We start from the raw sequence: 23,891 nt of genomic DNA on the forward strand, positions 1-23,891 counted from the left end.
TCGACATGAGCCGTGGCCAAAAACCCCGGACTAGAACCTAGATCTGGACCCGAACCCGGACTTTGGGCGTGCGGCCCGCTGGTTTGGGAACCAACCGGACAAAACGGTTTTGCGACCGTTATGGTTTCCGATTCGTTAACGGTCGCTATGTAGCATCCCGGCAAGGACACGGTAGAGACGGGCTCCATGCACATCATTTGCCCTCATTGTACAACATCTTACGCCATCAATCCGGCCACCCTGGGGGCCGCCGGACGCACCGTCCGCTGCTCGCGCTGCAAGGAGACCTGGCTGGCGCGGCCCGAAGACGCGATCGAAATGGCGGACGCCATGCCGGCCACCATGGCAAATTCGGCGCAACCGGCCCCGCCGGCCGAAAACGATCCCGCCTCCGAATGGGAGGCGATGGCGCGCGAGGAAGAGGGGCAGGACGCCCCGGTGGTCGACAGTCCCTCGATTTCGGCCGGCTGGCCGGCCGAGGGCGAAGGTTCGCGACCAGGCGGCGACACCGACTGGCCGTCGGCCGCCCGGCAGGATGCGGACGACCATGCGGAGCCGGTTACCACGCACGGCCAGCGGCTGGCCCGCCTTTTCCGGCTGCCCTCCCCGCCCCGCATCCCCTTCATGCCCTCCGTCGGCCTGCCGACCGCCTGCGCCGCGATGGGCGCGCTGATCCTGGCGCTGATGATCTGGCGCGCCGACGTCGTGCGGCTGTTGCCGCAAACCGCGACGTTTTACAAGATGGTCGGGCTGGAAGTGAACCTGCGCGGGCTGGCGTTCAAGGACATCAAGGTCTCCAACGAGACGGTGGACGGCAAGCCGGTCCTGGTCATCGAAGGCACGATCATCGGCGAGAGCAGGAAACCGGTCGAATTGCCGCGGCTGCGCTTTTCCGTCCGCGACGCGCAAGGCGCGGAGATCTACGCCTGGAACGCGGTGCTCGAGCATCCGGTGCTCAATCCCGGCGAGCGGGCCTATTTCAAGTCGCGGCTGGCTTCGCCGCCGCCCGAAGGTCGCAATATTGACGTACGCTTTTTCAACAAGCGGGATCTGGCCGGCCGCGCCTGAATCGGCCGCCGATTCCGTCGGGGTGAGAGAGACGACTTCATGCCACGCGTGCTGATTGCCGATGACGAGGATTCCATGCGCTCGCTGGTGGCGCGCGCCATCGCCATGGACGGCCACGAGACCGTCACCGCCGAGGACGGCGCCGAAGCGCTCGATATCCTGACCCGCGAACACGGCACGTTCGATCTGCTGCTGACCGACATCCAGATGCCCGTGATGGACGGCATCGCCTTGGCGCTGGCGGCGGCGCGCGATTTTCCCAAGCTGAAAATCCTGCTGATGACCGGATTTGCCGCCCAGCGCGAACGCGCCTCCGGCCTCAACGCCATCGTGCACGACGTGGTGACGAAGCCGTTTTCGGTGCACGACATCCGCACGGCTGTGGCCGATGCGCTGGCGGCGGGGAAGAAGGGGTAAACCACGTCGACGGCCGTCGTCCCCGCGAAGGCGGGGACCCAGTACGCCGCGGCTTCTCGATTCGATTGCTGACGTCTCTGGAATACTGGGTCACCCGCCTGCGCGGGTGACGACAGCGGTATGGATGATGACAGTTCGCGCGTGTGGACAGCAGCGCGCTCCGCAAAGACCTCAATAATCCTTCAGCAGCCGCTCGATGTAATCGAGTTCGATCTGCGGACGGGACGGATCGGCGAGACGGCGGCGCAGTTCTTCGAGGATCCGGCGCACCCGCTGCACGTCGATCTCGCCGGGGATCTTCACGGTATAATCGTCGGTGAATTCGTTGTGGCGCATCGGCCGTCCGAGCGGATCGGTCGAGTTCTGCGCACCCTGCTGGCGGCCTCTCGGATTGCCGGGGCCATCGCCCGGCTGGTCGCCGTCGCCCTGCTGCATGGCTTCGGCCAGGCTCTGGGCGCCCTTGCGCAGCGCGTCCAGCGCGCGGCCTTGCGAATCCACCGCGCCGTCGGCGTTGCCCTCGCCGAGCCGGCCGGTGGCATCGCCCATCGCCGAATCGGCCTGATCGAGCCCGTCCTCGCCGTCGCCCTGATCGCCGCCTTGACCCTGCTGGCCTTGACCCTGTTCGCCGCGCTGGCCCTGCTGCCCCTGTTGGCCACGCTGGCCCGGCCCCATGCCGCGCTTGGCGAGTTCTTCCTGCAATTTCTTCAGCCGGTCGCGCAGGCCCTGCTGGTCCTGCTGCAGGTCGCCCATGCTCTGGTCGCCCTGCTTGCCGCGCTGCTGGCGGTCGCGCCTGGAATCCTGGCCCTGCTTGTAGGTCTTGTCGCGCAATTGCTGCTGCTTGCGGATCATGTCGCCGAGCTCATTCAGCGCCTGCTCCATGTCGTCGCCGCCCTGGCCGGGCTGCGCCATCTGCAGGTTTTCCAGCATCTGCTGCAGCTGTTCGAGCAACTGCTTGGCGGCTTCCTTGTCGCCGGAACGCGACATCCGCTCCAGCCGGTCGAGCATGCTCTTAAGATCCTGCTGGCTCAGCATCTTGGTGTTGGGATCGAGCGGACGCGCCAGTTGCTGTGGATTGTTGCGGAACTGCTCGGCGAGCTGGCGCAGGAAATTATCCAGCGCGGCGCGCAGATTGTCGGTGAGCTTCTTGATCTCCTCGTCGGTGGCGCCGCGTTCCAGTGCCTGCTTGAGCGCCTCCTGCGCCGCGCGCAGCGCCTTGTCGACATCTGAGATATTGCCGTCCTCGATGGTGACGGCCAACGCCCACAGGCTGGCGACGACCTCGCGCAGCGCATCGTCGGTGCGCGCCGCCTCCAGCTGCCGCGACACGCTGAAGAGGCCGAGATAGTGGCCGGTCTCCGGCGTGAACAATTCCGGCGCGATCATCAGCGCATCGAGCGCAGTAAAGACCTGCGCATTCTGGTTGGCGTCGAGCGCGAGCACACGGCGCTGCTCGATCAGGGCACGCGCCAGCGGTTTGGTGAACAGCCGCTCCGGCAGCCGCATGTTGAAGGGTTCGCTCTTGCCCTCGTTGCCGGCCTCGTCCTTGGCCGTGAGCGTCAACGTCACGTCGGCACCGGCATACGGATCTTCGCTGAGGTCCTTGACGGTCTGGCCGACGCCGTTGCGGGTGCGGGCGTTCGGCAGCACCAGCGGAAACTGCGGCGGCTCGAACAGCGGCCGCGGCTCGGCCTTGTCGGCCTCCTTGCTCTTGCCGTCCTTGCTGGTGTCCTTGCTGGTGTCCTTGCTGGTTTCCTTACTGCTTTCCTTGGCTGCATCCGCATTGCGGGCGGCGAATTGCGCGCGCGCTTCGGTGACGCCGTAATCGTCCTCCAGCTTGTAGGACATCTGCAGCGAACCGCGGGCCTGGCGCTCCGGATCCTTGGCAAGGGAAATGCTCGGCGCGCGGTCGGGCGTGGCGGCAAACTTCCACAGCGGCTGGCCGGCCGGCGCGCGGACATGCGCGGTGCCGTCGCCCGCGATCTTGAAATGCCGCTCGTTGGTGCCCTTTGGCGCCTGTTCGCTCGGCGCAACCTCGGTCACGCCGCCGCCGACCACGACATCGATGGCGCCGCCGCTGGAGCGCACCAGCAGCGTGCTGCCCGACGGCACCGGCAACGGTGCTCCGCTATCGGGCGAAGCCGCATCCCTGTTGGCGGCGGACAAAATCACCGGCGGCTTGCCGGTGTAGACCGGCGGGGTCACCCAGGCATCGACCCGGACATTGGCCGGCGCCAGCACGCCGTTCCAGTCGAACGCCGCCGCAATCCGCAGCATGCGCTCGTCGCCGGCCGCGAAATAGGCAGCCACCAGCATCACCATGACCAGCGCGCGCAGCGCCCAGGGATCGTGGATCGGAAGCCGCGGCGACGGCAGCCCGGCGCGAATCCGCTTGATCGAGGCCAGCGTGCGCTCGCGCTGCTCCCGCCACAGCGCCTGCGCGATCGGATCCTTGTTCGAGAGTGTATCGGTCAGCGCTGTCGCTGGGCGATGGCGAATGCCGGTGCCGCGGTCGAGCCGGCTCAACGCCTCTTCGCGGGTCGGCCAGCGAAACCGCACAAGCGGGACCAATGCCGCCAGCGCCGCGAGGACGAACAGGCCGATGCCGATCGCGCGTGCAAGGAACGGCAGCGCCAGCCACAATCCGGCCCAGGACGCCACCAGAAACAGCCCGACGACGCTCAAAATCCGGGCCAGGACGGGCCAGCCGCGCTCCCACGCGATCGCATATTGCGCCCGTTGCAGGGCCTGCGTCAGCTGAAGCCGCGCGACAGCATCCGGCTCGCGCGCGGGCTGTGAGGGGTCGGGTGAGGCGCCGCTCAATAAACTCTCCGGGTTGCCGACAAATCAGCCTAGCACAGCGGCGGCATTGAGGCACCCCGCTACAAGCGGGTTCCCACACCTGGAATTACGCATAACACGAAGGCGTGACTGCGGGGCTCCCACCCCCTAACGTCCGCGCCGAACCGTAAAACTACGAGGAATGTGATGGACCAAAAGACATACGACAAGGGACTGGAAGTGCGCAAAGCCGTGCTCGGCGACGCCTACGTCACCAACGCCTTGAAGAACGTCGACGATTTCAACAGGCCGTTTCAGGAGCTGCTCACCGAATACTGCTGGGGCGCGGTGTGGGGCCGCGACGAACTGCCGCGCAAGACGCGCAGCATGCTGAACCTCGCGATGATTTCGATTCTGAATCGACCACACGAGCTGCGAACGCACATCAAGGGCGCGCTGACCAACGGCGTAACCAGGGACGAGATTCGCGAAATCTTCATGCAGGTCGCCATCTATGCTGGCGCACCGGCGGGCGTCGACAGTTTCCGAATCGCGCGCGAAGTGTTCGCGGAACTGGACAAGGGTTGAAGTCAGCCGAAGCTCTATCCGTCATTGCGAGCGAAGCGAAGCAATCCACCTCGCCGCGCAAAGAAAGAATGGATTGCTTCGCTTCGCTCGCAATGACGAAGTAAAGGGAATAACACCATGGAAATCGGATTCATCGGCCTCGGGAAGATGGGCTTCCCGATGGCGCGCCGCCTGATCGAGGCCAAGCACCAGCTCACTGTATTCGATACGCGGAAGGAAGCGGTCGACCAATTGCTTGCGCTCGGCGCCCAAGCGGCATCGTCGCCGAAAGACATCGCCGACCGTTGCGAGACCGTGCTGGCGAGCCTGCCGTCGCTGCAGGCCTCGCTCGACGTCGCGACCGGCGCTGGCGGCGTGATCGAGGGCAAGCGGGTCAAACGCTTCGTCGATCTTTCCACCGTCGGCTCGCAGATGGCGACCAAAATTCACGGCCTGCTGGCGAAGAACAACATCGTGCAGATCGACAGCCCCGTCAGCGGCGGCGTCGGCGGCGCCGAGAAGGGAACGCTGGCCGTGATGGTCTCCGGCCCGCGCGCCGACTGCGAGACGGTAAAGCCCGCGCTGGACGTGATCGGAAAAGTGTTCCTGATCGGCGAAAAACCGGGCGCGGCGCAGACGATGAAACTTGCCAACAATTTCCTGTCGGCGACCGCGATGGTGGCGACGTCGGAAGCGGTGGTGATGGGCGTCAAGGCAGGGCTCGATCCGGCCGTGATGATCGACGTCATCAACTCCGGTTCCGGCCTTAACACGGCCAGCCGCGACAAGTTTCCGCGCGCGGTGCTGCCGCGCAGCTTCGATTTCGGCTTTGCCACCGGCTTGATGGTGAAGGACGTGCGGCTGGCGCTGGAGGAGATGAAGTCGCTGGGGCTGTCGATGGAAGTCGCTGAAGCGGTCGGGCGGTTGTGGGAAGTCATCATCCGCGACCAGGGCGCGGAATCGGATTTCACCGCGGCCATCAAGCCGATCGAAAAGGCGGCGGGTGTGGTGGTCGGCGGCGCGAAGGGCGGCCACGCAGCGAAGTAGCGCTGGCGGTCGGTTTGCGCTGACGCGTGGCGGACAATGGGGCGGCGCACGCGGATCCATGCGTGTTTGCGTAGTTCCAGGTTGGCAAGTCCGGCCGAATGGCGTTACGTTCCGAATGTACGTGAGTACAGGCTGGCGTTGACTCGATCGAGTTGGGACGTGCATGACGTCTCGTTGCGTAAATCCGGAATACAGGCAGAGGCGGCCGCGTCCCGCCTGTCTTGCCGTTGCGGCTCTCACCGCGTTGATCGCGGCGGGAGGCGATGCGCACGCGAGAGGCGGCCGGAGCGAACGCCCGATCGAGTCCATTCAGTCGCGCAGCGCCGGCGAACCCACCATGGCCATCGTTTCGCTCCGCAGCCAGCGGATCACCGTCTACGACGCCAACGGGTGGATCCTGCGGGCGCCGGTGTCCAGCGGCACCAAGGGACGCGAGACACCCGCCGGCATCTTCAGTGTCATCCAGAAAGTCGAGGAACACTACTCGAACCTGTATGACGACGCCTTCATGCCGCACATGCAGCGCATCACATGGTCAGGCATCGCGCTCCATGGCGGTGTCCTGCCGGGGCGTCCGGCGTCCCATGGCTGTATCCGCCTGCCCTTCGACTTCGCCGCACAACTGTTCGACGCGACCACGATGGGCATCCGGGTGATCGTGGCGCCCGGCGATGCGGCGCCCGTTGAGTTCGCTCATCCGCTGCTGTTCCAACCGAAGCCCGGCGTCGCCGCCCTGGCCGCCGCGCGCGCGACGGAAGCGCAACAGGCGACGAAGAAAGCAGCCGAGGCGCGGCTGGCCGCCGGGACGGCGTTGCGGGAGGCCACGCAGGCCAAGGTGCCGGTTCGCGCGGCGGATAACCTGAAACGCAGAGCCGAGGCCCAATTGGCAGCCGTCGAGACCAAGCTTGGCTCCGGCATCTCGGCAGAGGCAAAGGAGCAGGCGGAGGACACCAAGGTACAGGCCGTCGCCAAAATTGCCGAGTTGCAGCTGCAATGGGACGTCGCCAACGTGGATTTGCAATTGAGGCTCGATGCCGCCACATCTGCGCGTGAAGCCGCCGCCGCCGCGGAGACTGCGCGCGTCGCGGCAGCCGAGGCGGCCCGCCAGGTCGCGAGCGAACTTCAGCCGGCATCGGTGTTGATCAGCCGCAAGACCCAGCGGCTTTATGTCCGTCAGGCATTCAAGCCCGTCCTTGAAAGTCCAGTGGCGATCGCAGATCCCGATCGTCCCATTGGCACGCATGTCTTCACCGCCGTCGAGCGCACGACCGACGACGCCAAGTTGCGATGGAACGTCGTCTCGTTGGGCGGCGGGCGTGCGCCGAGTGGCACGGTTGAGCCAAAAGACCGGGCGCACGGCAGTAGCGGTCGTGACGTTGAACCGGCGCCGACGGTCCCGGAAAGTGCAAAGGCCGCGCTCGACCGCATCACCATTCCGCCGGACGTATTGGATCGCATCGCCGGAATTACGCCGCGATCCTCCCTGATCGTCACCGACGAGGGGGTAAGTTCGGAAACCGGCAAGGGAACGGAATTCGTGGTGCTGTTGAGCGGCGAGCCGCAAGGCGGCATCAAGCGGCGGCGGCACAGTCCGGGCAGCGAATTCCGCTACGCGCACCGCCGCAGCCAGCCTTTTTGGCGCTCGCCTTTCGGGAGTCCCTTCACCTGGTGAGCCCGTTCTTCGCGCGGCCAATGACCTGAAACCGACGTCACCGCCCCCTTCCGGTATCGCGACCTGAAATGCTATAGTGGCCTTCGGGAGGGCAGGCATGAAGCGACGCGAATTCATTTGTGTTCTCGGCAGTATTGCTTCGGGATATTGGCCCCGCCGCCGCACCATCATCGTCGCCATGGCCGCAATGGTGCTCCTGCCGATCGAAGTCAGCGACGCCGGCTGGCTGTCGGATGTCTTCAAAAGCTCATCAAAACAAGGCAAATCGTCAAAACAGGCCAAGCCGCTAAAACGCGTCACGTCACCCAAGCCAGCCGCTCTTGCTAAACGTGCTGTCTCGCCAAAGCGCCACAACGTAAAACTCGCCGCGCTGGGTCCGGTGCACGTGAACCCTGCTGCCTTGAAGCCGGTCGCCACCCGATGCGATCCCGCAAAATTCCGGATCGTGCTGGATGTCGGACATACCGCCGAATCGGAAGGCGCGATCAGCGCCCGCAACGTTTCCGAGTTTGTCTTCAATCTGCGCCTTGCGAAGCGGATCGAGCAGAAGCTGAAGGCCGAAGGCTTTGCCGAGACCAGATTGCTGCTGACCGAGGGCAAGGCCAGGCGCAGCCTCGTCAAACGCGTCGCCGCCGCCAACAATCTGCCCGCGGATCTCCTGCTGTCGATCCACCATGACTCCGTGCCCAACAAATTCCTCGAGGACTGGGAGTTCGAGGGAAAGAAAAGCCGTTTCAGCGACCGCTTCAGCGGCTATTCCGTGTTCGTCTCCCGCAACAATCCGGACTTCAAGACCAGCCTCTCGTTTGCCGAACTGATCGGCAAGGAGATGAAGGCCCAGGGCCTTGATTATGCGCAGCAGTATTCCCAACCCATCATGGGCCGATATCAGCGTCCGTTGCTGAACAAGGAAACCGGCGTCTACCGCTACGATGAGCTGATCGTGCTGAGAAAGACCCGGATGGCTGCCGTGCTACTGGAGGCGGGCTCGATCATCAACCGGGACGAAGAACTCAAGATGAGTTCGCCGGAGCGCCGCGATATCATCAGCAGCGGGGTTGCGACGGCCGTGAAGGAATTCTGCGAGCCGCGATGGGCCATGCTCGGCCCGCTATGATGGCGGGGTAACCTCGCATCCGAACCCGGCCCGCCGGCTTCACCCTTTTGACGGCTTCTTGATCTCGTCGAACCTGGAAAGCGCGCGTTCAAACTTTTCGTTGAACAGCCACATCGCATCGAGAATTTCGCGGAAGGTCGCGGACGTCTTGGCCCTGTCGGCCTGTCCGAAGGTGAACATGCTATTGTTGCGCAGATAGAACATGATCTTCGGGTCGGAGATCCGGTAACCTGTGAGGTCGCGCGAGGCCATCGCCGACCGGGTCGGGCTCGGGATGATCTGGATCAGTTCGAACAGCTTCATCTGGTCGATCGGATCGGGCAGCGTTTTCACGATGGCCGGCACCTGCGGGAAAATATCCGCATGCGCGTTCATGAGGCCGTCCCGCACGGCGGTCCAGTGATTGTAGCGGCGATCGATATTGCCGGCTCGCGCCTCTTCCCGGTCGTCGCGGGCGATCAGCGCGGGATCGAAGGCTGCGATGGACTTCCTAATCGCGGCCCACTTCCTCCGCCCGTTCTGGTCCTCGGGCACGCCGGTCTGCAAACTGCCCTTGTATTTGTTCGAGCGCGCATTGCCGATGTTCTGATTGCCATTGGTCTCGGCAAAGAACAGCCCGAGGCTGATGCGGCCGGCTGCCTCGGCACTGGCGGCATCGAGGCCCTTTGCGCGCGCGATGGCCGTGCCGAGATCGACGACGTCCTTGAACGGCGTCTCCGAGTTTTGCGCGTCGGCGGGCGGCGCTTGCATCTGGTCGAAAAGCTGCCGGTATTGATCGAGCAGCAGTTCATTGGCGACGCTGAAATAGGCAGGAGGGATGCCGTATTTGTTGGGGCCGCCTATTCTGGACGGAAGCGCGTCGGTGAGATCCTTGTACGCGCTCATCATGTTGTTGCGGGCAAGGTAAAGTGCTTGTCCCGGAAGGTTAGGTAACCCCTGTTTCGAATCGATCTGCGCCCGTCGCTGCCCCAGTACCTGCTCGAAATGTCTTCGTGAGTTGTTGTAGGCGTCGAGCGCGTCAAATTGGCTTTTCGTCAGCGGCTCGGCCATGGCCGGCGATATGACGCCGAAATTACCGATCGGAGCCGCGACGAACGGCGCGCACAGGAGCCCGAGGATAAGGGCTGCCGTGGGTGCAGCAATACGACCGACAGTGCCCATGGCGATTTTCCAAAGCTTCATCAAATTCGGCTCGGTCACCGTAGACGACGAACGCGCGTCTTGGCGAGACGAAAGCTCCGGTTTCGACGCCTATCATGCCCGCCGCTTCGGTTCGCAACCATGCAGAAACAACGTCACGCATTTCCGCACGCGCGTTTTGACCTGCGCGCGCGAGGGCAGCGGGACGCCGCCAAAGAGCGCCGCGCGTTGCGGTGCGCCTGCGACCATCCCGATCAGGATGCCGGCGGCCTCCTCGACATTGTCGAGCTCGATGAGCCCACGCTTGACCTGAAGGCGCAACCAGTTCGACAGCGCCGCGGCGGTGCGGACAATGCCGTTCCTGTAGAACGCCGCCGCCAGATCGGGGAATTGGCCGGCCTCCTGCAGGATGATGCGCTGAAGCGCGACGACGTCAGGATCGAGCGTAAGGTCGGCGCACGCCATCAGCGCGGCGTTCATCCCGGTTTCGATGTTGGCATCCTCGGCGACGTGCAGGCTGAAGTCGGACAGGAATCGATCGAGCCGGTCGGAGACCATGCCCTCGAACAGCGCCGCCTTGTTCGGCACCAGGCGATACAGCGTCTTGGTCGAGACGCCGGCGCGGCGCGCCACGGTTTCGGTGCTGGTCGCAGCGTATCCGGCGGCGGCAAATTCGTGCCGCGCGGCCTCGTAGATGATTTGACGCGTCTCATCGTCGGGCCGGAGTTGCGGACGCCCGCGATCGCGGCGATCGGCGGAAGATTCTGCTCGAGCCATGCTGCTACATGATGCCTGTCATTCCATTGACAGTTTCAATAATGGTCCTATTTTGGAAATTGTCAAGTTTCCTAATTCTTCCCGAGCGGAGAACCGCCATGACCGTCCACTCGACCACCTTCCCGACCAATCAGCCGGTCCTTCCGGCCGGCGCCGCCGAGGCGTTCCTGCCCGCGGCCGCCGCAGCGGCACCACAGGTGCTCGCTGCAAAAAAATTCAATCTGCGCAAGCTGTTGCTCACCGGAGCCGCGCTTGCCGCGCTGGCGGGCGCGGCCTGGTATGGCTGGGATTACTGGACCGTCGGCCGATACCTGGTGTCGACCGACGACGCCTATGTGAGGGCCGACAGCACCACGATCGCGCCGAAGGTCACCGGTTACCTGCAACAGGTGCTGGTGAAGGACAACGAGCGCGTCACCACCGGCCAGGTGCTGGCGCGCATCGACGACCGTGACTTCAAGGTCGCGCTCGATCAGGCCAAAGCCGATGTCGCCGCGGCGCACGCCACGATCACCAGCAAGCAGGCCCAGATCGAAGTGCAGCGGGCGGTCGTCAACGCGGCCGAGGCAACCATCAACGTCGACCAGGCGGCGCTGACCTTCGCGGCCCAGGAAAACAAACGCTATTCCGATCTTGCCACCACCGGATATGGCAGCGTGCAGAATGCGCAGCAGGCGCAATCGCGTAACGGCGGCGCGCAAGCGGCCCTGGCGCGCGATACGGCCAATCTGACGTCGGCGCAAAAACAGGTCGATTTGCTCAACGCCGAGATCGTTCAAGCCACCGCTGCGCTGGCGCGCGCCAACGCGATCCAGAACCAGGCCGAACTCAATCTCGGCTACACCACCATTACAGCTCCGATCGACGGTGTCGTCGGCAACCGCACGCTGCGCGTCGGCCAGTATGTGCAGGTCGGGACGCAATTGATGTCGGTGGTGCCGGTCGATGGCGCCTATGTGGTGGCGAACTACAAGGAAACGCAGCTCACCGACGTGCATGAAGGCCAGGCGGTCGATATCGAGGTGGACATGTTCCCGGGCCAAATCGTGCACGGCCATGTCGACAGCATCGCCCCCGCCAGCGGCCAGGAATTCGCGCTGCTGCCGCCGGACAACGCCACCGGCAATTTCACCAAGGTCGTGCAGCGCATCCCGGTACGGATCGCGCTCGATAGCGGCAAGAACCCGCGCATCGCGCTGCGGCCCGGCATGTCGGTGATTCCCACCATCGAGACGCGTTCGTCGAACACGAACCGCGCGGCGGCTGCCGCCGCCAACATCCACAAGACGGTTTCTGGAGCGTCGTGCCATGTCAAAGCAGAGCCCTTCCGCCTCGATATCCGCGCTGCCGATCTCGCGCGCAGCATCTAGTCTGACTGCCGATCCGAACCGCGCCAGCGTCACGACCTGGATTGCTGTCCTCGCCGCCATGATCGGCTCGTTCATGGCGATCCTGAACATCCAGATCACCAATGCTTCGCTGCTCAACATCGAGGGCGGCATCGGCACCGGCGTCGACAACGGCTCCTGGATCTCGACCTCCTATCTGATCGGCGAGATCGTGGTGATCCCGCTGACCGACTTTCTCAGCCGCGTGTTCTCGTTCCGCCGCTACATGATCGCGAGCGCCGCGCTGTTCGCACTATTCTCGGTCGCCTGTGCCTTCACCCACGACCTGCCTTCGATGATCGCGATGCGCGGAGTGCAGGGCTTTGCCGGCGGCGTGCTGATCCCGATGGCGTTCACGCTGGTTCTGACCAAGCTGCCCAAGTCGCAGCAGCCGGTCGGGCTTGCGATCTTCGCGCTGTCCGTCACCTTCGCGCCGGCGATCGGGCCGACCATCGGCGGCTATCTCACCGAGAATTACGGCTGGCGTACCATCTTCTTCGTCAACGTGATCCCGACGGCCGTGATGGTGAGCGCGCTTTATTTGACGCTGGAGCGGCAGCCGATGCAGTTGAAGCTTCTGAAAGAGGGCGACTGGGCCGGCATATTGACGATGGCGATCGGCCTGTCGGCGCTGCAGACCGTGCTCGAGGAAGGCAACAAGGATGACTGGTTCGCCTCCCCCTTCATCCAGCGTCTGGCCGTGATCGCATTCGTCAGCCTCGCGCTGTTCGTCTGGATCGAGCTGACGACAGAGAAGCCGCTGATCCGGCTGCGGCTGCTCAAGCGACGCAATTTCGGCTTCGGCACCGTTGCGCTGACGCTGGTCGGCTTCGCGCTGTTCGGATCGGTCTACATCCTGCCGGCCTATCTTGGGCAGGCGCAGGGCTACAATGCCCAGCAGATCGGCGAGGTGCTGGCCTGGACAGGCTTGCCGCAGCTCCTCCTGATCCCACTGGTGCCGATCATGATGCGGCGTTTCGATGCGCGCTACGTCGCCTTCACCGGCCTGATGATCTTCGCCTATAGCTGCTTCATGAACATTGCGATGTCGCCGGACTATGCCGGCGACCAGCTCTTCATTCCCAACATCGTGCGCGCCATCGGCCAGGCCATGGTGCTGACGCCACTGACCTCAGTGTCGACGGCCGACACTGCGCCCCAGGACGTCGCCGCCGCCTCGGGCATCAGCAACATGCTGCGCAATCTCGGCGGCGCGATCGGCACAGCGGTGCTGGCGACCGTGATCACCAAGCGCGAGCAGTTCCACTCCAACATCATCGGCCAGTCGGTCAACCTCGGCCGCGAGGAGGTGCGCAACCGGATCGCCCAGACCTCAGATTATTTCCTGGCCCACGGCGTCTCGGACCCCGCCACCGCGCACCAGCAGGCGATCGTAGCCCTCGGCAAGGCCGTGAAGCATCAGGCCCTGGTGATGGGATTCAGCGATACCTTTGCGGTAATCGGCATCGTGCTGGTGCTGGCCGCGCTGGCGGTTCTGCTGACGCGCAAGGTGAAGGGCGCGGCGGCCGGTGGCGCGCATTGAAGGATGGGTCTGGGGCAGCGCACGACGACAGATCGCCTGTCGATCACAGCCAGGGCGCTGGCTTGTCCATCGCGATCAGTTCCTCGACCTCGATGCGCGGGCGCACCACGGCGTACTGGTCGTCCTTGACGAGAACTTCCGGCACCAGCGCGCGGGTATTGTAGAAGCCGGACTGCACCGCGCCGTAGGCGCCGGCGGTCATGATCGCGATGAGATCGCCGGCCTTGGGCTCAGGCAAATTGCGATCGAGCGCGAGATAGTCGCCGGTCTCGCAGACCGGACCGACGACGTCGGCGGTGATGGTTCGCGCGCCCCTGGCCGCCTCGCGCACGGGGAGGATGTCGTGGTGGGCTTCGTACAGCGTCGGGCGGATCAAGTCGTTCATCGCGGCGTCGATGATGACGAAATTCTTGGCCTCGCCGGGCTTCACATAGATGACGCGGGACACGAGGATGCCGGCATTGCCGACGATCATCCGCCCGGGCTCGAACATCAGCGTGCAGCCGAGATTATGCGTCACCCGCTTGACCATCGCGGCATAGGCCGACGGCAGCGGCGGCGCTTCGCGGTCGGCGTGATAGGGGATGCCGAGCCCGCCGCCGAAATCGATATGCTCGATGTTGTGGCCGTCGGCGCGCAGTGTCTGCACGAAATCGGAAAGGATCCGGAACGCGGTCTCCATCTTGGAGAGATCGGTGATCTGGCTGCCGATATGCATGTCGGTGCCGGTCACCTCGATGCCCGGCAGTTTCGCCGCGCGGGCATAGACCTCGCGTGCGCGCGCAATCGGAACGCCGAACTTGTTCTCGGACTTGCCGGTGGCGATCTTGGCATGCGTCCCGGCATCGACGTCGGGATTGACCCGCACCGAGATCCGCGCGGTCTTGCCGGCCTCGACCGCGAGTTTCGACAGCAATTCGAGTTCGGGCTCGGATTCGACGTTGATGCAGAGAATGTCCGCCGCCAGCGCTGCGCGCAGTTCAGCCTCTGTCTTGCCGACGCCGGAAAACAGAATCTTGCTGGGCGGAATCCCCGCCGCCAGTGCGCGCTTGAGTTCGCCGCCGGAGACGACATCGGCACCGGCGCCGAGCTTGGCGAGCGTGCGCAGCACCGACTGGTTTGAATTGGCCTTCATGGCGTAGCAGACCAGCGTCTTCTCGCCGGCAAAGGCCTCGGTGAAGACGCGGTAGTGGCGCTCCAGCGTCGCCGTCGAATAGCAATAGAACGGCGTGCCCACGGCATCCGCGAGTTCGGACAGGTTGACGGCTTCGGCGTGCAGCACGCCGTTGCGGTAGTCGAAATGATTCATGGCGCGCGCCTATAGCGTTTTCAAGCGAAGTGGGCACCGGTTCGCGTCAGGAAAACGCGTCAAGACAAAGTCTCAGTCGAGCAGCGGATCGAGAACGAATTTCTTCTTGCCGCCCTTGGGGGCGGTGGGGCCTGCCTCGGATCCGTAGGTCGAGTTGAAGACGCCGGGCTGGGCCGCGCGCTCGGCGTCGGTGTCCGTGGACGTGGCCTGCGGCACCGACGCGGTCGGCGGCAAATCGAGCCCGGCCTTGCGTCCGCAGCCGCCTAGCGCGAGCGCGGTCACGCTCAGCAGGATGATGGCCCATCCCGACGATGACGGGCGGTAGTTACTGATCACGACGAAATCCCCAATGCGCGGCGCACCATACAAAGATTGCCTTGGTCTGGCGAGTGCCGATAGGCCACGGACAACCATGAAATTGCAGCGAAATTTTTCTCTTCGCGGCTATTTTTGGTCTTTTTCCAACCGTTTCAGCCAGGCTTTGGCCTGCGACAGCACGTTCTTCGGCGCGGTGCCGCCATAGCTGGTCCGGCTCTTGACGGAGGCGTCCACCGACAGCACACGCAACGCCTCGGCCGTAATCTTCGGCTCGACCTCCTGCATCGCCTTGAGCGGCAGTTCGTGCAGCGCCACGCCCTGCTTTGACGCCAGACCGACGATTCGCCCGGTGACGTGGTGGGCATCGCGGAACGGCATTTTCAGCGTCCGCACCAGCCAGTCGGCCAGATCGGTGGCGGTGGCGTAGCCCTCGCCGGCCGCGGCCTTCATCCTGTTCTCGTCGGGGACGAGATCCAGGACCATGCCGGTCATCGCCCGAATCGCGAGCGACAGCGCGGAAAATGCCTCCATCGCGCCCTGCTTGTCCTCCTGCATGTCCTTTTGATAGGCGAGCGGCAGGCCCTTCATCACGATCAGGAGACCGTTGAGCGCGCCGATCACCCGGCCGGTCTTGGCGCGCACCAGTTCGGCCGCGTCCGGGTTGCGCTTCTGCGGCATGATCGAGGAGCCGCTGGTGAACTTGTCGGAAAGCCGCACCAGGCCCACCAGCGGCGAGGTCCAGATCACGATTTCCTCGGCAAAGCGCGACATGTGCACGGCCGCGATCGAGGCCGCCGACAGCGTCTCCAGCACAAAATCGCGATCCGATACCGCATCCAGCGAATTGGCCATCGGCCGGTCGAAGCCGAGCGCCTTGGCGGTGGCATGGCGGTCGATCGGAAACGAGGTTCCGGCCAGCGCGGCGGCGCCCAGCGGCGATTCGTTCAGCCGCTTGCGCGCATCGGCAAAGCGGCCCCGGTCACGCGCGGCCATCTCGACATAGGCGAGCAGATGATGCCCGAACGTCACCGGCTGCGCGGTCTGCAGATGGGTAAATCCCGGCATCACGGTCGCGGCATGTTCCAGCGCGCGGCTGGCCAGCGCATGCTGGAACGCGGCGAGCGCCGCGTCGGTGTCGTCGATGGTGTCGCGGACATAGAGCCGGAAATCGGTCGCGACCTGGTCGTTGCGGGAGCGCGCGGTGTGCAACCGCCCGGCGGCCGGCCCGATCAGTTCGGAAAGCCGGCTCTCGACATTCATATGGATGTCTTCGAGCGCGCGCTTGAAATCAAACGCGCCGCTGCCGATTTCTGACAAAATCGTGTCTAGACCCTTGCCGATATTTTTCGCATCAGTCGCGGTGATAATGCCTTGCGCGGCCAGCATTGCCGCGTGGGCCTTGGACGCAGCGATGTCCTGGGCATAGAGGTGACGGTCAACGTCGATGGAGACGTTGATTTCCTCCATGATCGCATCGGGACGCTCGGTGAACCGGCCGCCCCACATCTTGTTGCTCATGACTTCTCTAGCCCTGCCATCTATATCGTCGAAGGTGCGCGAAACGCCGTGCCGGGTTTGGCCGTAACTCGACCGTAATCTTCGGCCCTGCATAGCCGTATCTGATACAGGATGACAAACGATATGCCCGAAATGCCCCCCTCCCGCCCGGCCGCGACGCGCCGGATCCCGATCGCCATCGGTGCCGTGGTGGCCGTCGGCGTGATCGGATTGGGCGCGGTCTACGGGCTCGGCGGCTTCAGGCGCGGCTCAGGGGGGGATCCCTCCTGCACGGGCGCGGTCGAATTGGCCCGCAGGATCGCCCCGCTGGCCAATGGCGAGGTGGCGGCGCTGACCATGGCGACGAGCCCGCTGCGGCTCCCCGACCTTGCCTTCGAGGACGCCGACGGCAAACCCCGAAAGCTGTCGGAATGGCGCGGCAAGACCGTGCTGGTGAACCTGTGGGCCACCTGGTGCGTGCCCTGCCGCAAGGAAATGCCGGCGCTCGACAATTTGCAGGCCAAGCTCGGGGGCAAGGATTTCGAGGTGGTCGCCGTCAACATCGACACCCGCGACCCCGAGAAGCCCCGAAACTTCCTGAAAGAAGCCAATCTGACCAGGCTCGGCTATTTCACCGACCCAAAAGCCAAGGTTTTTCAGGACCTTAAGAGCATAGGTAAGGCCTTGGGCATGCCGACCTCGATACTCGTGGATGGCAAGGGCTGCGAGATCGCCAACCTGGCCGGGCCCGCCGAATGGGCCAGCGACGACGCCATCAAGCTGATCAAGGCCGCGATGGAGCCGGCAAAGGCGGGGTTTTAGCCGGGAAGGCTCGGTTGGACCGCACTGGCGTGTCCAATCTCAGGTGGTCGACCTCATCCAGAGGAGCCGCGCAGCGGCGTCTCGAAGGATGAAAGCCCGGCTGCCGCACCAGCCGGGCCACATGGTTCGAGACGGCGCTTCGCGCCTCCTCACCATGAGGGTCGGGCAGTATCTGCGGGCTTTCTGTCAGGCCGCGATATTGAGATTGCCGCCAACGCCGGGTGCGAGATTGGCCGTGCCCAGCAGGGTCTGAACGGCGGTCTTCTCGGCGTCCATGTTCTGTTTGATGATCGAAGTCTGGATCTGCTGCTGCGTGCCGGCCGACTGCATCGCCAGCATGCTCGAAACCATTGCCATCATGTCCATACGCAGCACTCCTTAGAACGTGCGGGCACCCTACCTCGGCGCTGGTTAACGAATTCTGGAGATGGCGAAAAAGTAGGGTGGGTTAGTGCCCGCTGCGATGGTGCGGTGGGTACGCTGCGCCAACCCACCGTACGGCATCGAGATTGGAGGCCTACCGCGTCGGAACCGGCTTGTCGCCGCGGTAGTCGTAGAAACCGCGCTGCGTCTTGCGGCCGAGCCAGCCGGCCTCGACGTATTTCACCAAAAGCGGGCACGGCCGGTACTTCGAATCCGCCAGCCCCTCGTGCAGCACCTGCATGATCGACAGACAGGTATCGAGACCGATGAAATCGGCGAGTTCCAACGGCCCCATCGGGTGATGCGCGCCGAGCTTCATGGCGGCGTCGATCGCCTCGACGTTCCCGACGCCCTCATAGAGCGTGTAGATCGCCTCGTTGATCATCGGCAGCAGGATGCGGTTGACGATGAAGGCCGGGAAATCTTCCGAAACCGCGATCTGCTTGCCGAGTTTGCCGACAAATTCCTTCGAAGTTTCGAAGGTGGAATCGTCGGTGGCGATGCCGCGGATCAGCTCGACCAGTTCCATCGCCGGCACCGGATTCATGAAATGAATGCCGATGAAGCGCTCGGGACGATCGGTCGAAGCGGCGAGCCGTGTGATAGAAATCGAGGATGAGTTGGTCGCGACGATCGCTTCCGGTCTCAGCGCCGCGCAGAGTTCGTGAAAGATCTTGCGCTTGACTTCTTCCTTTTCGACCGCGGTCTCGATCACGAGATCGCAGTCCGCCAGGCCGTCCAGCGTCTCGGTGGTGGTGATCCGAGCGAGCGCCTTTTTGCGGGCGTCCTCGGTGATGGCCTGCTTGGCAACCTGACGCGACAGATGGCCATTGATGGTCGCCATCGCCGATTTCAGCCGTTCATCGGAGACGTCGTTGAGCACGACGTCGAAACCGGCGAGCGCCGCCACATGCGCGATGCCGTTGCCCATCTGGCCCGAGCCGATCACGCCGACCTTCTTGATTGTCACCGCCATCTTGTCATCCACCGGAACGGCGCGCACATCGCGCCTGTTCATCTCTAAACCTCGGTTTGAGGTTTCAGCCCCATCTTTGGCACGTTTTCTTCACGCAAGGCTGGAAACCTCGCTTGAAACCGCTTTTAAAGTAAACATCGGCCGGACGTTGGGCGTCCGGCCGGCGTACAATTTTTACTTTCCGAGCTTGCCTAGCGCTTCGGTCAGTTCAGGAACCGCCTGATAGAGGTCCGCCACCAGGCCGTAATCGGCAACCTGGAAGATCGGCGCGTCTTCATCCTTGTTGATCGCAACGATCACCTTGGAATCCTTCATGCCGGCGAGATGCTGGATCGCGCCGGAGATACCGATCGCGACATATAGTTCGGGAGCGACCACCTTGCCGGTCTGGCCGACCTGCCAGTCGTTGGGCGCATAGCCGGCATCGACCGCGGCGCGCGACGCGCCGACGCCGGCGCCGAGCTTGTCGGCGAGCGGCTCGATATATTTGGCAAAGTTCTCTCGGCTCTGCATGGCGCGGCCGCCGGAGACGATGATTTTTGCCGACGTCAATTCCGGACGGTCGCTCTTGGCAACTTCCTCGCCGACGAAGCTGGAGAGGCCAGGATCGGCCGCCGCAGCGGCGTTCTCGACCGACGCGCTGCCGCCCTCGCCGGCTGCGGCGAAGGTCGAGGTCCGCACCGTGATGACCTTCTTGGCGTCCTTTGATTTCACCGTCTGGATGGCGTTGCCGGCATAGATCGGCCGTTCGAAGGTGTCAGGCGAAACCACCTTGATGATTTCGGATACCTGCATCACGTCGAGCAGAGCAGCGACGCGCGGCATCACGTTCTTGAAACGCGAGGTCGCGGGCGCGACGAAGGCGTCATAGGAAGGCGCCAGCGACACGATCAGCGCGGCCAGCGGCTCGGCGAGATCGTGGGCGTAGGCGGCGTTGTCGGCGAGCAGCACCTTGGTGACGCCGGCAAGCTTAGCCGCGGCATCGGCCGCCGCCTTGGCGTTTTCACCGGCGACCAGAACGTGCACGTCGGCGCCGAGCGCGGCTGCCGCGGTCAGCGCCTTGTTGGTGGCGTCCTTGGTCGAGGCGTTGTCGTGTTCGGCAATCAGCAGCGTCGTCATCAGAGAACCCCGGCTTCGGTCTTGAGTTTCGCGATCAGTTCGGCGACGTCCTTGACCTTGACGCCTCCCTTGCGGCCGGGCGGCTCAGTGGTCTTGAGCACTTCGAGATGCGGCGTGAGATCGACGCCGTAGTCTGCCGCACTCTTGTCGTCGATCGGCTTCTTCTTCGCCTTCATGATGTTGGGCAGCGAGGCATAGCGCGGCTCGTTGAGACGCAAGTCAGTCGTGACGATCGCCGGTCCCTTCAGCTTCACGGTCTGCAGGCCGCCATCGACCTCGCGCGTGACCTTGAAGTCGCTTCCGTCGACTTCGAGCTTGGAGGCAAAGGTCGCCTGCGACCATCCGAGCAGGGCGGCCAGCATCTGGCCGGTCTGGTTCGAATCGTCGTCAATCGCCTGCTTGCCGAGAATGATCAGGCCGGGCTTCTCCGCATCGGCAATCGCCTTGAGAATCTTGGCGACCGCCAGCGGCTCCACATTGCCTTCTGCCTTGACGAGGATGCCGCGGTCGGCGCCCATGGCGAGACCGGTCCGGATCGTCTCCGAGGCCTGCGCCGGGCCGATCGACACCACCACCACTTCGGTCGCCTTGCCGGCTTCCTTCAGGCGCAGTGCTTCCTCGACGGCGATTTCGTCGAACGGATTCATCGACATCTTCACGTTGGCCAGTTCGACGCCCGTTCCGTCGCTCTTGACGCGGACCTTGACGTTGTAATCGACCACCCGCTTTACCGGCACAAGAACCTTCATCGATCCTCTTTCGCTTGAATTCTGGGGTTTAATTGGCTGTTATCAGCTTGGGCGCGGAACCTAAAGGTCCCTCTATCAGCGGTCAACGCGCGAAAGCCAAAAATCAGCCCCGACAAGGCTACCTTAGCGGTTCTGCCCGGGTACCCACAACACGTCTCCGGCCCCATTATCGTTCAGGTGGCGGCTGGCGACGAACAGGAAATCCGACAGGCGGTTCATATACTGAATGGCGGCCTCGCTGACCGGCTCCTCAGGGTTGGCGGCGAGTTCCACCATGATCCTTTCCGCCCTGCGGCATATGGTGCGGGCCAGATGCAGGTATGCCGCGGCCGGGGTACCGCCGGGCAGGACGAACGAGGTCAGGGGCGCCAGCCGCTCGTTCAGCCCATCGATGTCGCGCTCGAGCCGTTCGACCTGGCTCGCCAGCATCCTTAAGCGTTCGGCCTTGCCGTCGCGCTGGGGCACCGCGAGATCGGCGCCGAGATCGAACAAATCGTTCTGGATCCGGCCCAGCATCGCATCGAGTTCGCGGGCCTCGCCGAGATGCAGCCGCACCACGCCGAGCGCGGCGTTGGTCTCGTCGACGGTGCCGTAGGCCGCGATGCGCAGATCGTATTTCGGGCGACGTTCGCCACTGCCGAGCGCCGTGGTGCCGTCATCGCCGGTCCTGGTATAGATGCGGTTGAGTACGACCATTGGCGCGTCCCTTTGTCTTGCCGTTATTTGCCCATCGCCCAGACTACGACCATGGTGATGACGATGGCGATGAATTGCAGCAGCACCCGAAGCCGCATCAGGTTCTGCGAGCGGCTCGGCGAGCCACCCCGCATCATGTTGACGAGGCCGAGCAGCAGCACGATGGCCACGGCCGCAACCGCGATCGGGAGGACGATCGAACTTAAAATGGATGTCATCGGCGCTACATAACACCGGCAAGCGCCGACTTCCACACGTTCACAATTCCTCGCACAATCCCTCGTACAACCCCTTGCGCAACCAATCGACGATCTGGCCTTTAATCCAGTAATATCAGATTCTGGCCCAATTTCGGGACCGGATCGCCGCACCCTGATCGAGGTGAGATGTGAGGCTCATTCGCTACGTCTACCTCGTCGTGATGGAGGCGTTCTATACGTTCCTCGCCGATGACGGCTGGGCGATTGCGAGCCATATCGCGCTGTCGACATTGATGGCGCTGTTCCCGTTCCTGATCGTGCTGACGTCGCTGGCCGGCTTTTTCGGCTCCAAGGAACTCGCCGACGGGGCCGTGGGGCTGTTGCTGCAGGTCTGGCCGCAACAGGTCGCCGATGCGCTGTCAGGCGAAATCCACGATGTGCTGACCACGACGCGCGGCGGCATCCTCACGGTCGGCGCGGTGCTGGCGGTTTATTTCGCCTCCAACGGCGTCGAGGCGCTCCGGGTCGCGCTGAACCGCGCCTATTCGGTGGTCGAGCCGCGGGCCTGGTACTGGCTGCGGCTGGAATCGATCGGCTATACGCTGATGGCTGCCTTCACCTCGCTCGCGATGGCGTTCCTGATCGTGCTCGGCCCGCTGATCCTGGAAACGGCCCGCCGCCATATTCCGTTCTTCATCGAGAACAACGAAAGCTTCCTGTTTTTCGCCCGCTACGGCATCACGATCACCGCGATGACGGTGGCACTGTTCGTCCTGCATGCCTTGCTGCCCTGCGGCCGGCGAAGCTTTCTGCAGATCCTTCCCGGCATCGTTTTTACGATGGTGGCATCCCTGATCTCGGGCATCGTTTTCGGCCAGTATCTGGCGCGCTTCGCCAGCAATTACGTGACGATGTATGCGGGGCTGGCCTCGGTCATCATCGCGCTGGTGTTTCTGTATTTCATTGCCGCGATCTTCGTTTACGGCGGCGAACTGAACGCGGCCATCATGAAGTCGCATTTGCCGAAGGGGATGTCGCTTCATGCAGCGCAGTCGCGAGCGCGCGCGGGGACACAGGCTTGACCAGAAAGATATCGGCGCCGGCGGCGCGCGAGGCCGCCTCGTCCTCGCTGCGGCCGGATATGCCTATGATCGGAATGCGCCCGAGCGGCGCGGAAAGCGCGCGAATGCGCGTGATCGCCTCGATGCCGTTGATCCCCGGCAGCACCATGTCCATCAGAACCGCATCGAATGTGCCGAGCGCGAGCCGCTCGGGCGCCGCCTCGCCCTGGCCGATGAACTCGGCCTGATGACCGAGTTCGGTCAGGATCGCGTTGAGGACGACGCGGCCGAACGGATTGTCCTCCACGCTGAGCAGGCGCAACGGCCGCAGCGAACCGATCGATATCTCGCCATCGACGCCGGACGCCGCCGTCACCGCATCCGTTGCCGGTGACATCACGACATTGAAGGTAAAGGTGGTGCCGCCGCCACGGCGTTGCGTCACGGTGACATCGCCGCCCATGGCGCGCGCCAGCTGCTTGACCGACGACAATCCGAGCCCGGCGCCGCCGAAGCGCGATGCAATGGTGACATTGGCCTGCGAAAACGGCCGGAACAGGCGTTTGACCTCGGCAAGCGTGAGGCCGATCCCGCTGTCGGAGACCTCGAATGCAACGGCGACCTTGCCTTTCGAGCTGCGCAGGGACGCGACCTCAAGGGCGACACTGCCCTGTTCGGTGAATTTCACAGCATTGTCGATCAGGTTTTCGACCGCGGCGCGCAGGCGGACGGGATCGCCGATCGCAAATGCCGGCAGCTTTTCAGAAATGACGACGGACGATTGCAGGCCCTTGGCCAGCGCGCGGCCGGTCAGCGAATCCCCGGCATTGCGGACCAGCGTGCGCAGGTCGAAGAAGTCCTGCCGCACCTCGAGCCCGGGACCGCCGCTGCGCGCCGCATCGACGAACAGGGTCGCAAGGCTCGCCAAATGTTCGGCGCCCGCCTTGATGGTGTCGACCCAGCGCCGTTCGCGCTCGTCGAGATCGGAGGTCGCGAGCAGATTGCTGATCGCCAGAATGCCTGTGAGCGGCGTACGGACCTCGTGCGCAAAGGCCGCCAGCGCAGTCTCGACCATGCCAGAGCCGGTGACAGCGGATTTGCGGGCATCGCGCGCGTTTGCCGCGGCGCTGGATACACGCTTTTTCGCTGGCCGCTTCTTTGCTGGCCGTGTGATGCGCCGTGAGCGCCGCTTCGCCGCCATGATCCC

General features: G+C 64.0%; 23 protein-coding genes. 10 read left to right on the plus strand and 13 right to left on the minus strand.

The features are described from left to right. Nucleotides 1-186 precede the first annotated feature (186 nt). On the plus strand, nt 187-1,068 hold the full coding sequence (locus ACPPVP_RS39360; RefSeq protein ID WP_426528902.1) for an MJ0042-type zinc finger domain-containing protein: 882 nt from the start codon (nt 187-189) through the stop codon (nt 1,066-1,068). A gap of 39 nt (nt 1,069-1,107) precedes the next feature. Continuing rightward, complete coding sequence (locus ACPPVP_RS39365) at nt 1,108-1,485, plus strand: response regulator (RefSeq protein WP_426528903.1); 378 nt, start codon at nt 1,108-1,110, stop codon at nt 1,483-1,485. Nucleotides 1,486-1,656: 171 nt separating this feature from the next. On the opposite strand, the gene ACPPVP_RS39370 is transcribed toward ACPPVP_RS39365, so the two are convergent. Continuing rightward, a complete protein-coding gene (locus tag ACPPVP_RS39370) occupies nt 1,657-4,305 on the minus strand; it encodes a TIGR02302 family protein (RefSeq protein ID WP_426528904.1) in 2,649 nt (882 codons plus the stop codon). 165 nt (nt 4,306-4,470) lie between these two features. Here ACPPVP_RS39370 and ACPPVP_RS39375 point away from each other — a divergent pair, with 165 nt between their 5' ends. The 4 genes from ACPPVP_RS39375 to ACPPVP_RS39390 all read left to right on the plus strand — a co-directional run bounded on the left by ACPPVP_RS39375 (nt 4,471) and on the right by ACPPVP_RS39390 (nt 8,666). Continuing rightward, nucleotides 4,471-4,851, plus strand: coding sequence for a carboxymuconolactone decarboxylase family protein (locus ACPPVP_RS39375; RefSeq protein WP_426528905.1), 381 nt, complete (start codon nt 4,471-4,473; stop codon nt 4,849-4,851). A 117-nt stretch (nt 4,852-4,968) separates the two neighbouring features. Further along, a complete protein-coding gene (locus ACPPVP_RS39380; protein WP_426528906.1) occupies nt 4,969-5,877 on the plus strand; it encodes an NAD(P)-dependent oxidoreductase in 909 nt (302 codons plus the stop codon). 163 nt (nt 5,878-6,040) lie between these two features. Continuing rightward, nucleotides 6,041-7,549, plus strand: coding sequence for a L,D-transpeptidase family protein (locus tag ACPPVP_RS39385; RefSeq protein ID WP_426528907.1), 1,509 nt, complete (start codon nt 6,041-6,043; stop codon nt 7,547-7,549). Nucleotides 7,550-7,646: 97 nt separating this feature from the next. Then, nucleotides 7,647-8,666, plus strand: a complete 1,020-nt coding sequence (locus ACPPVP_RS39390) for an N-acetylmuramoyl-L-alanine amidase family protein (RefSeq protein WP_426528908.1) — start codon at nt 7,647-7,649, stop codon at nt 8,664-8,666. 39 nt (nt 8,667-8,705) lie between these two features. Here the strand turns inward: ACPPVP_RS39390 and ACPPVP_RS39395 are convergent, their stop codons facing one another. Together ACPPVP_RS39395 and ACPPVP_RS39400 are read right to left on the minus strand one after the other, a co-directional pair. Then, a complete protein-coding gene (locus ACPPVP_RS39395; protein WP_426528909.1) occupies nt 8,706-9,848 on the minus strand; it encodes a hypothetical protein in 1,143 nt (380 codons plus the stop codon). Between the two features lie 72 nt (nt 9,849-9,920). Further along, nucleotides 9,921-10,583, minus strand: coding sequence for a TetR/AcrR family transcriptional regulator (locus ACPPVP_RS39400; protein WP_426528910.1), 663 nt, complete (start codon nt 10,581-10,583; stop codon nt 9,921-9,923). Nucleotides 10,584-10,681: 98 nt separating this feature from the next. Here ACPPVP_RS39400 and ACPPVP_RS39405 point away from each other — a divergent pair, with 98 nt between their 5' ends. Both ACPPVP_RS39405 and ACPPVP_RS39410 read left to right on the plus strand, forming a co-directional pair. Further along, the gene (locus tag ACPPVP_RS39405) at nt 10,682-11,953 is read left to right on the plus strand and encodes an HlyD family secretion protein (RefSeq protein WP_426528911.1); all 1,272 of its coding nucleotides are present in this window, start codon (nt 10,682-10,684) and stop codon (nt 11,951-11,953) included. Continuing rightward, nucleotides 11,892-13,514: a DHA2 family efflux MFS transporter permease subunit gene (locus ACPPVP_RS39410; protein ID WP_426528912.1), complete on the plus strand. Its 1,623-nt coding sequence runs from the start codon at nt 11,892-11,894 to the stop codon at nt 13,512-13,514. Before ACPPVP_RS39405 ends, ACPPVP_RS39410 begins: the two co-directional genes overlap by 62 nt. Nucleotides 13,515-13,557: 43 nt before the next feature. On the opposite strand, the gene lysA is transcribed toward ACPPVP_RS39410, so the two are convergent. The 3 genes from lysA to argH form a co-directional block, all read right to left on the minus strand. Then, entirely contained in the window at nt 13,558-14,823 is a 1,266-nt protein-coding gene (gene lysA / locus ACPPVP_RS39415) for a diaminopimelate decarboxylase (RefSeq protein WP_426528913.1), read from the minus strand. Between the two features lie 72 nt (nt 14,824-14,895). Beyond that, nucleotides 14,896-15,159 (minus strand): LPS translocon maturation chaperone LptM, encoded by a 264-nt coding sequence (gene lptM, locus ACPPVP_RS39420; RefSeq protein WP_426528914.1) that lies wholly within the window; start codon nt 15,157-15,159, stop codon nt 14,896-14,898. A 108-nt stretch (nt 15,160-15,267) separates the two neighbouring features. Beyond that, entirely contained in the window at nt 15,268-16,659 is a 1,392-nt protein-coding gene (argH, locus tag ACPPVP_RS39425; RefSeq protein WP_426528916.1) for an argininosuccinate lyase, read from the minus strand. A gap of 111 nt (nt 16,660-16,770) precedes the next feature. Here argH and tlpA point away from each other — a divergent pair, with 111 nt between their 5' ends. Then, the gene (gene tlpA / locus ACPPVP_RS39430; protein ID WP_426528918.1) at nt 16,771-17,460 is read left to right on the plus strand and encodes a thiol:disulfide interchange protein TlpA; all 690 of its coding nucleotides are present in this window, start codon (nt 16,771-16,773) and stop codon (nt 17,458-17,460) included. A 186-nt stretch (nt 17,461-17,646) separates the two neighbouring features. On the opposite strand, the gene ACPPVP_RS39435 is transcribed toward tlpA, so the two are convergent. From ACPPVP_RS39435 to ACPPVP_RS39460, 6 genes are all read right to left on the minus strand, one after another. Beyond that, complete coding sequence (locus tag ACPPVP_RS39435) at nt 17,647-17,826, minus strand: putative motility protein (protein ID WP_426528920.1); 180 nt, start codon at nt 17,824-17,826, stop codon at nt 17,647-17,649. 151 nt (nt 17,827-17,977) lie between these two features. Further along, nucleotides 17,978-18,859: a 3-hydroxybutyryl-CoA dehydrogenase gene (locus tag ACPPVP_RS39440; protein WP_426538295.1), complete on the minus strand. Its 882-nt coding sequence runs from the start codon at nt 18,857-18,859 to the stop codon at nt 17,978-17,980. Between the two features lie 174 nt (nt 18,860-19,033). Continuing rightward, on the minus strand, nt 19,034-19,978 hold the full coding sequence (locus tag ACPPVP_RS39445; protein WP_426528922.1) for an electron transfer flavoprotein subunit alpha/FixB family protein: 945 nt from the start codon (nt 19,976-19,978) through the stop codon (nt 19,034-19,036). Beyond that, complete coding sequence (locus ACPPVP_RS39450) at nt 19,978-20,727, minus strand: electron transfer flavoprotein subunit beta/FixA family protein (RefSeq protein ID WP_426528924.1); 750 nt, start codon at nt 20,725-20,727, stop codon at nt 19,978-19,980. Before ACPPVP_RS39450 ends, ACPPVP_RS39445 begins: the two co-directional genes overlap by 1 nt. 123 nt (nt 20,728-20,850) lie before the next feature. Further along, nucleotides 20,851-21,423 carry a cob(I)yrinic acid a,c-diamide adenosyltransferase gene (locus ACPPVP_RS39455; protein WP_426528926.1) on the minus strand — a complete coding sequence of 191 codons (573 nt, stop codon included), beginning with the start codon at nt 21,421-21,423 and terminating at the stop codon, nt 20,851-20,853. A 23-nt stretch (nt 21,424-21,446) separates the two neighbouring features. Continuing rightward, on the minus strand, nt 21,447-21,641 hold the full coding sequence (locus ACPPVP_RS39460) for a twin transmembrane helix small protein (RefSeq protein WP_426528928.1): 195 nt from the start codon (nt 21,639-21,641) through the stop codon (nt 21,447-21,449). A 203-nt stretch (nt 21,642-21,844) separates the two neighbouring features. On the opposite strand from ACPPVP_RS39460, the gene ACPPVP_RS39465 reads away from it, so the two are divergent. Next, nucleotides 21,845-22,705 (plus strand): YihY/virulence factor BrkB family protein, encoded by an 861-nt coding sequence (locus ACPPVP_RS39465; RefSeq protein ID WP_426538297.1) that lies wholly within the window; start codon nt 21,845-21,847, stop codon nt 22,703-22,705. On the opposite strand, the gene ACPPVP_RS39470 is transcribed toward ACPPVP_RS39465, so the two are convergent. Beyond that, nucleotides 22,629-23,885: an ATP-binding protein gene (locus ACPPVP_RS39470; RefSeq protein ID WP_426528930.1), complete on the minus strand. Its 1,257-nt coding sequence runs from the start codon at nt 23,883-23,885 to the stop codon at nt 22,629-22,631. The genes ACPPVP_RS39465 and ACPPVP_RS39470 overlap by 77 nt on opposite strands. Nucleotides 23,886-23,891: the final 6 nt, after the last annotated feature.

Origin of the sequence: Bradyrhizobium sp. McL0615 (assembly GCF_049993905.1) — a bacterium.
Lineage (GTDB): Bacteria > Pseudomonadota > Alphaproteobacteria > Rhizobiales > Xanthobacteraceae > Bradyrhizobium.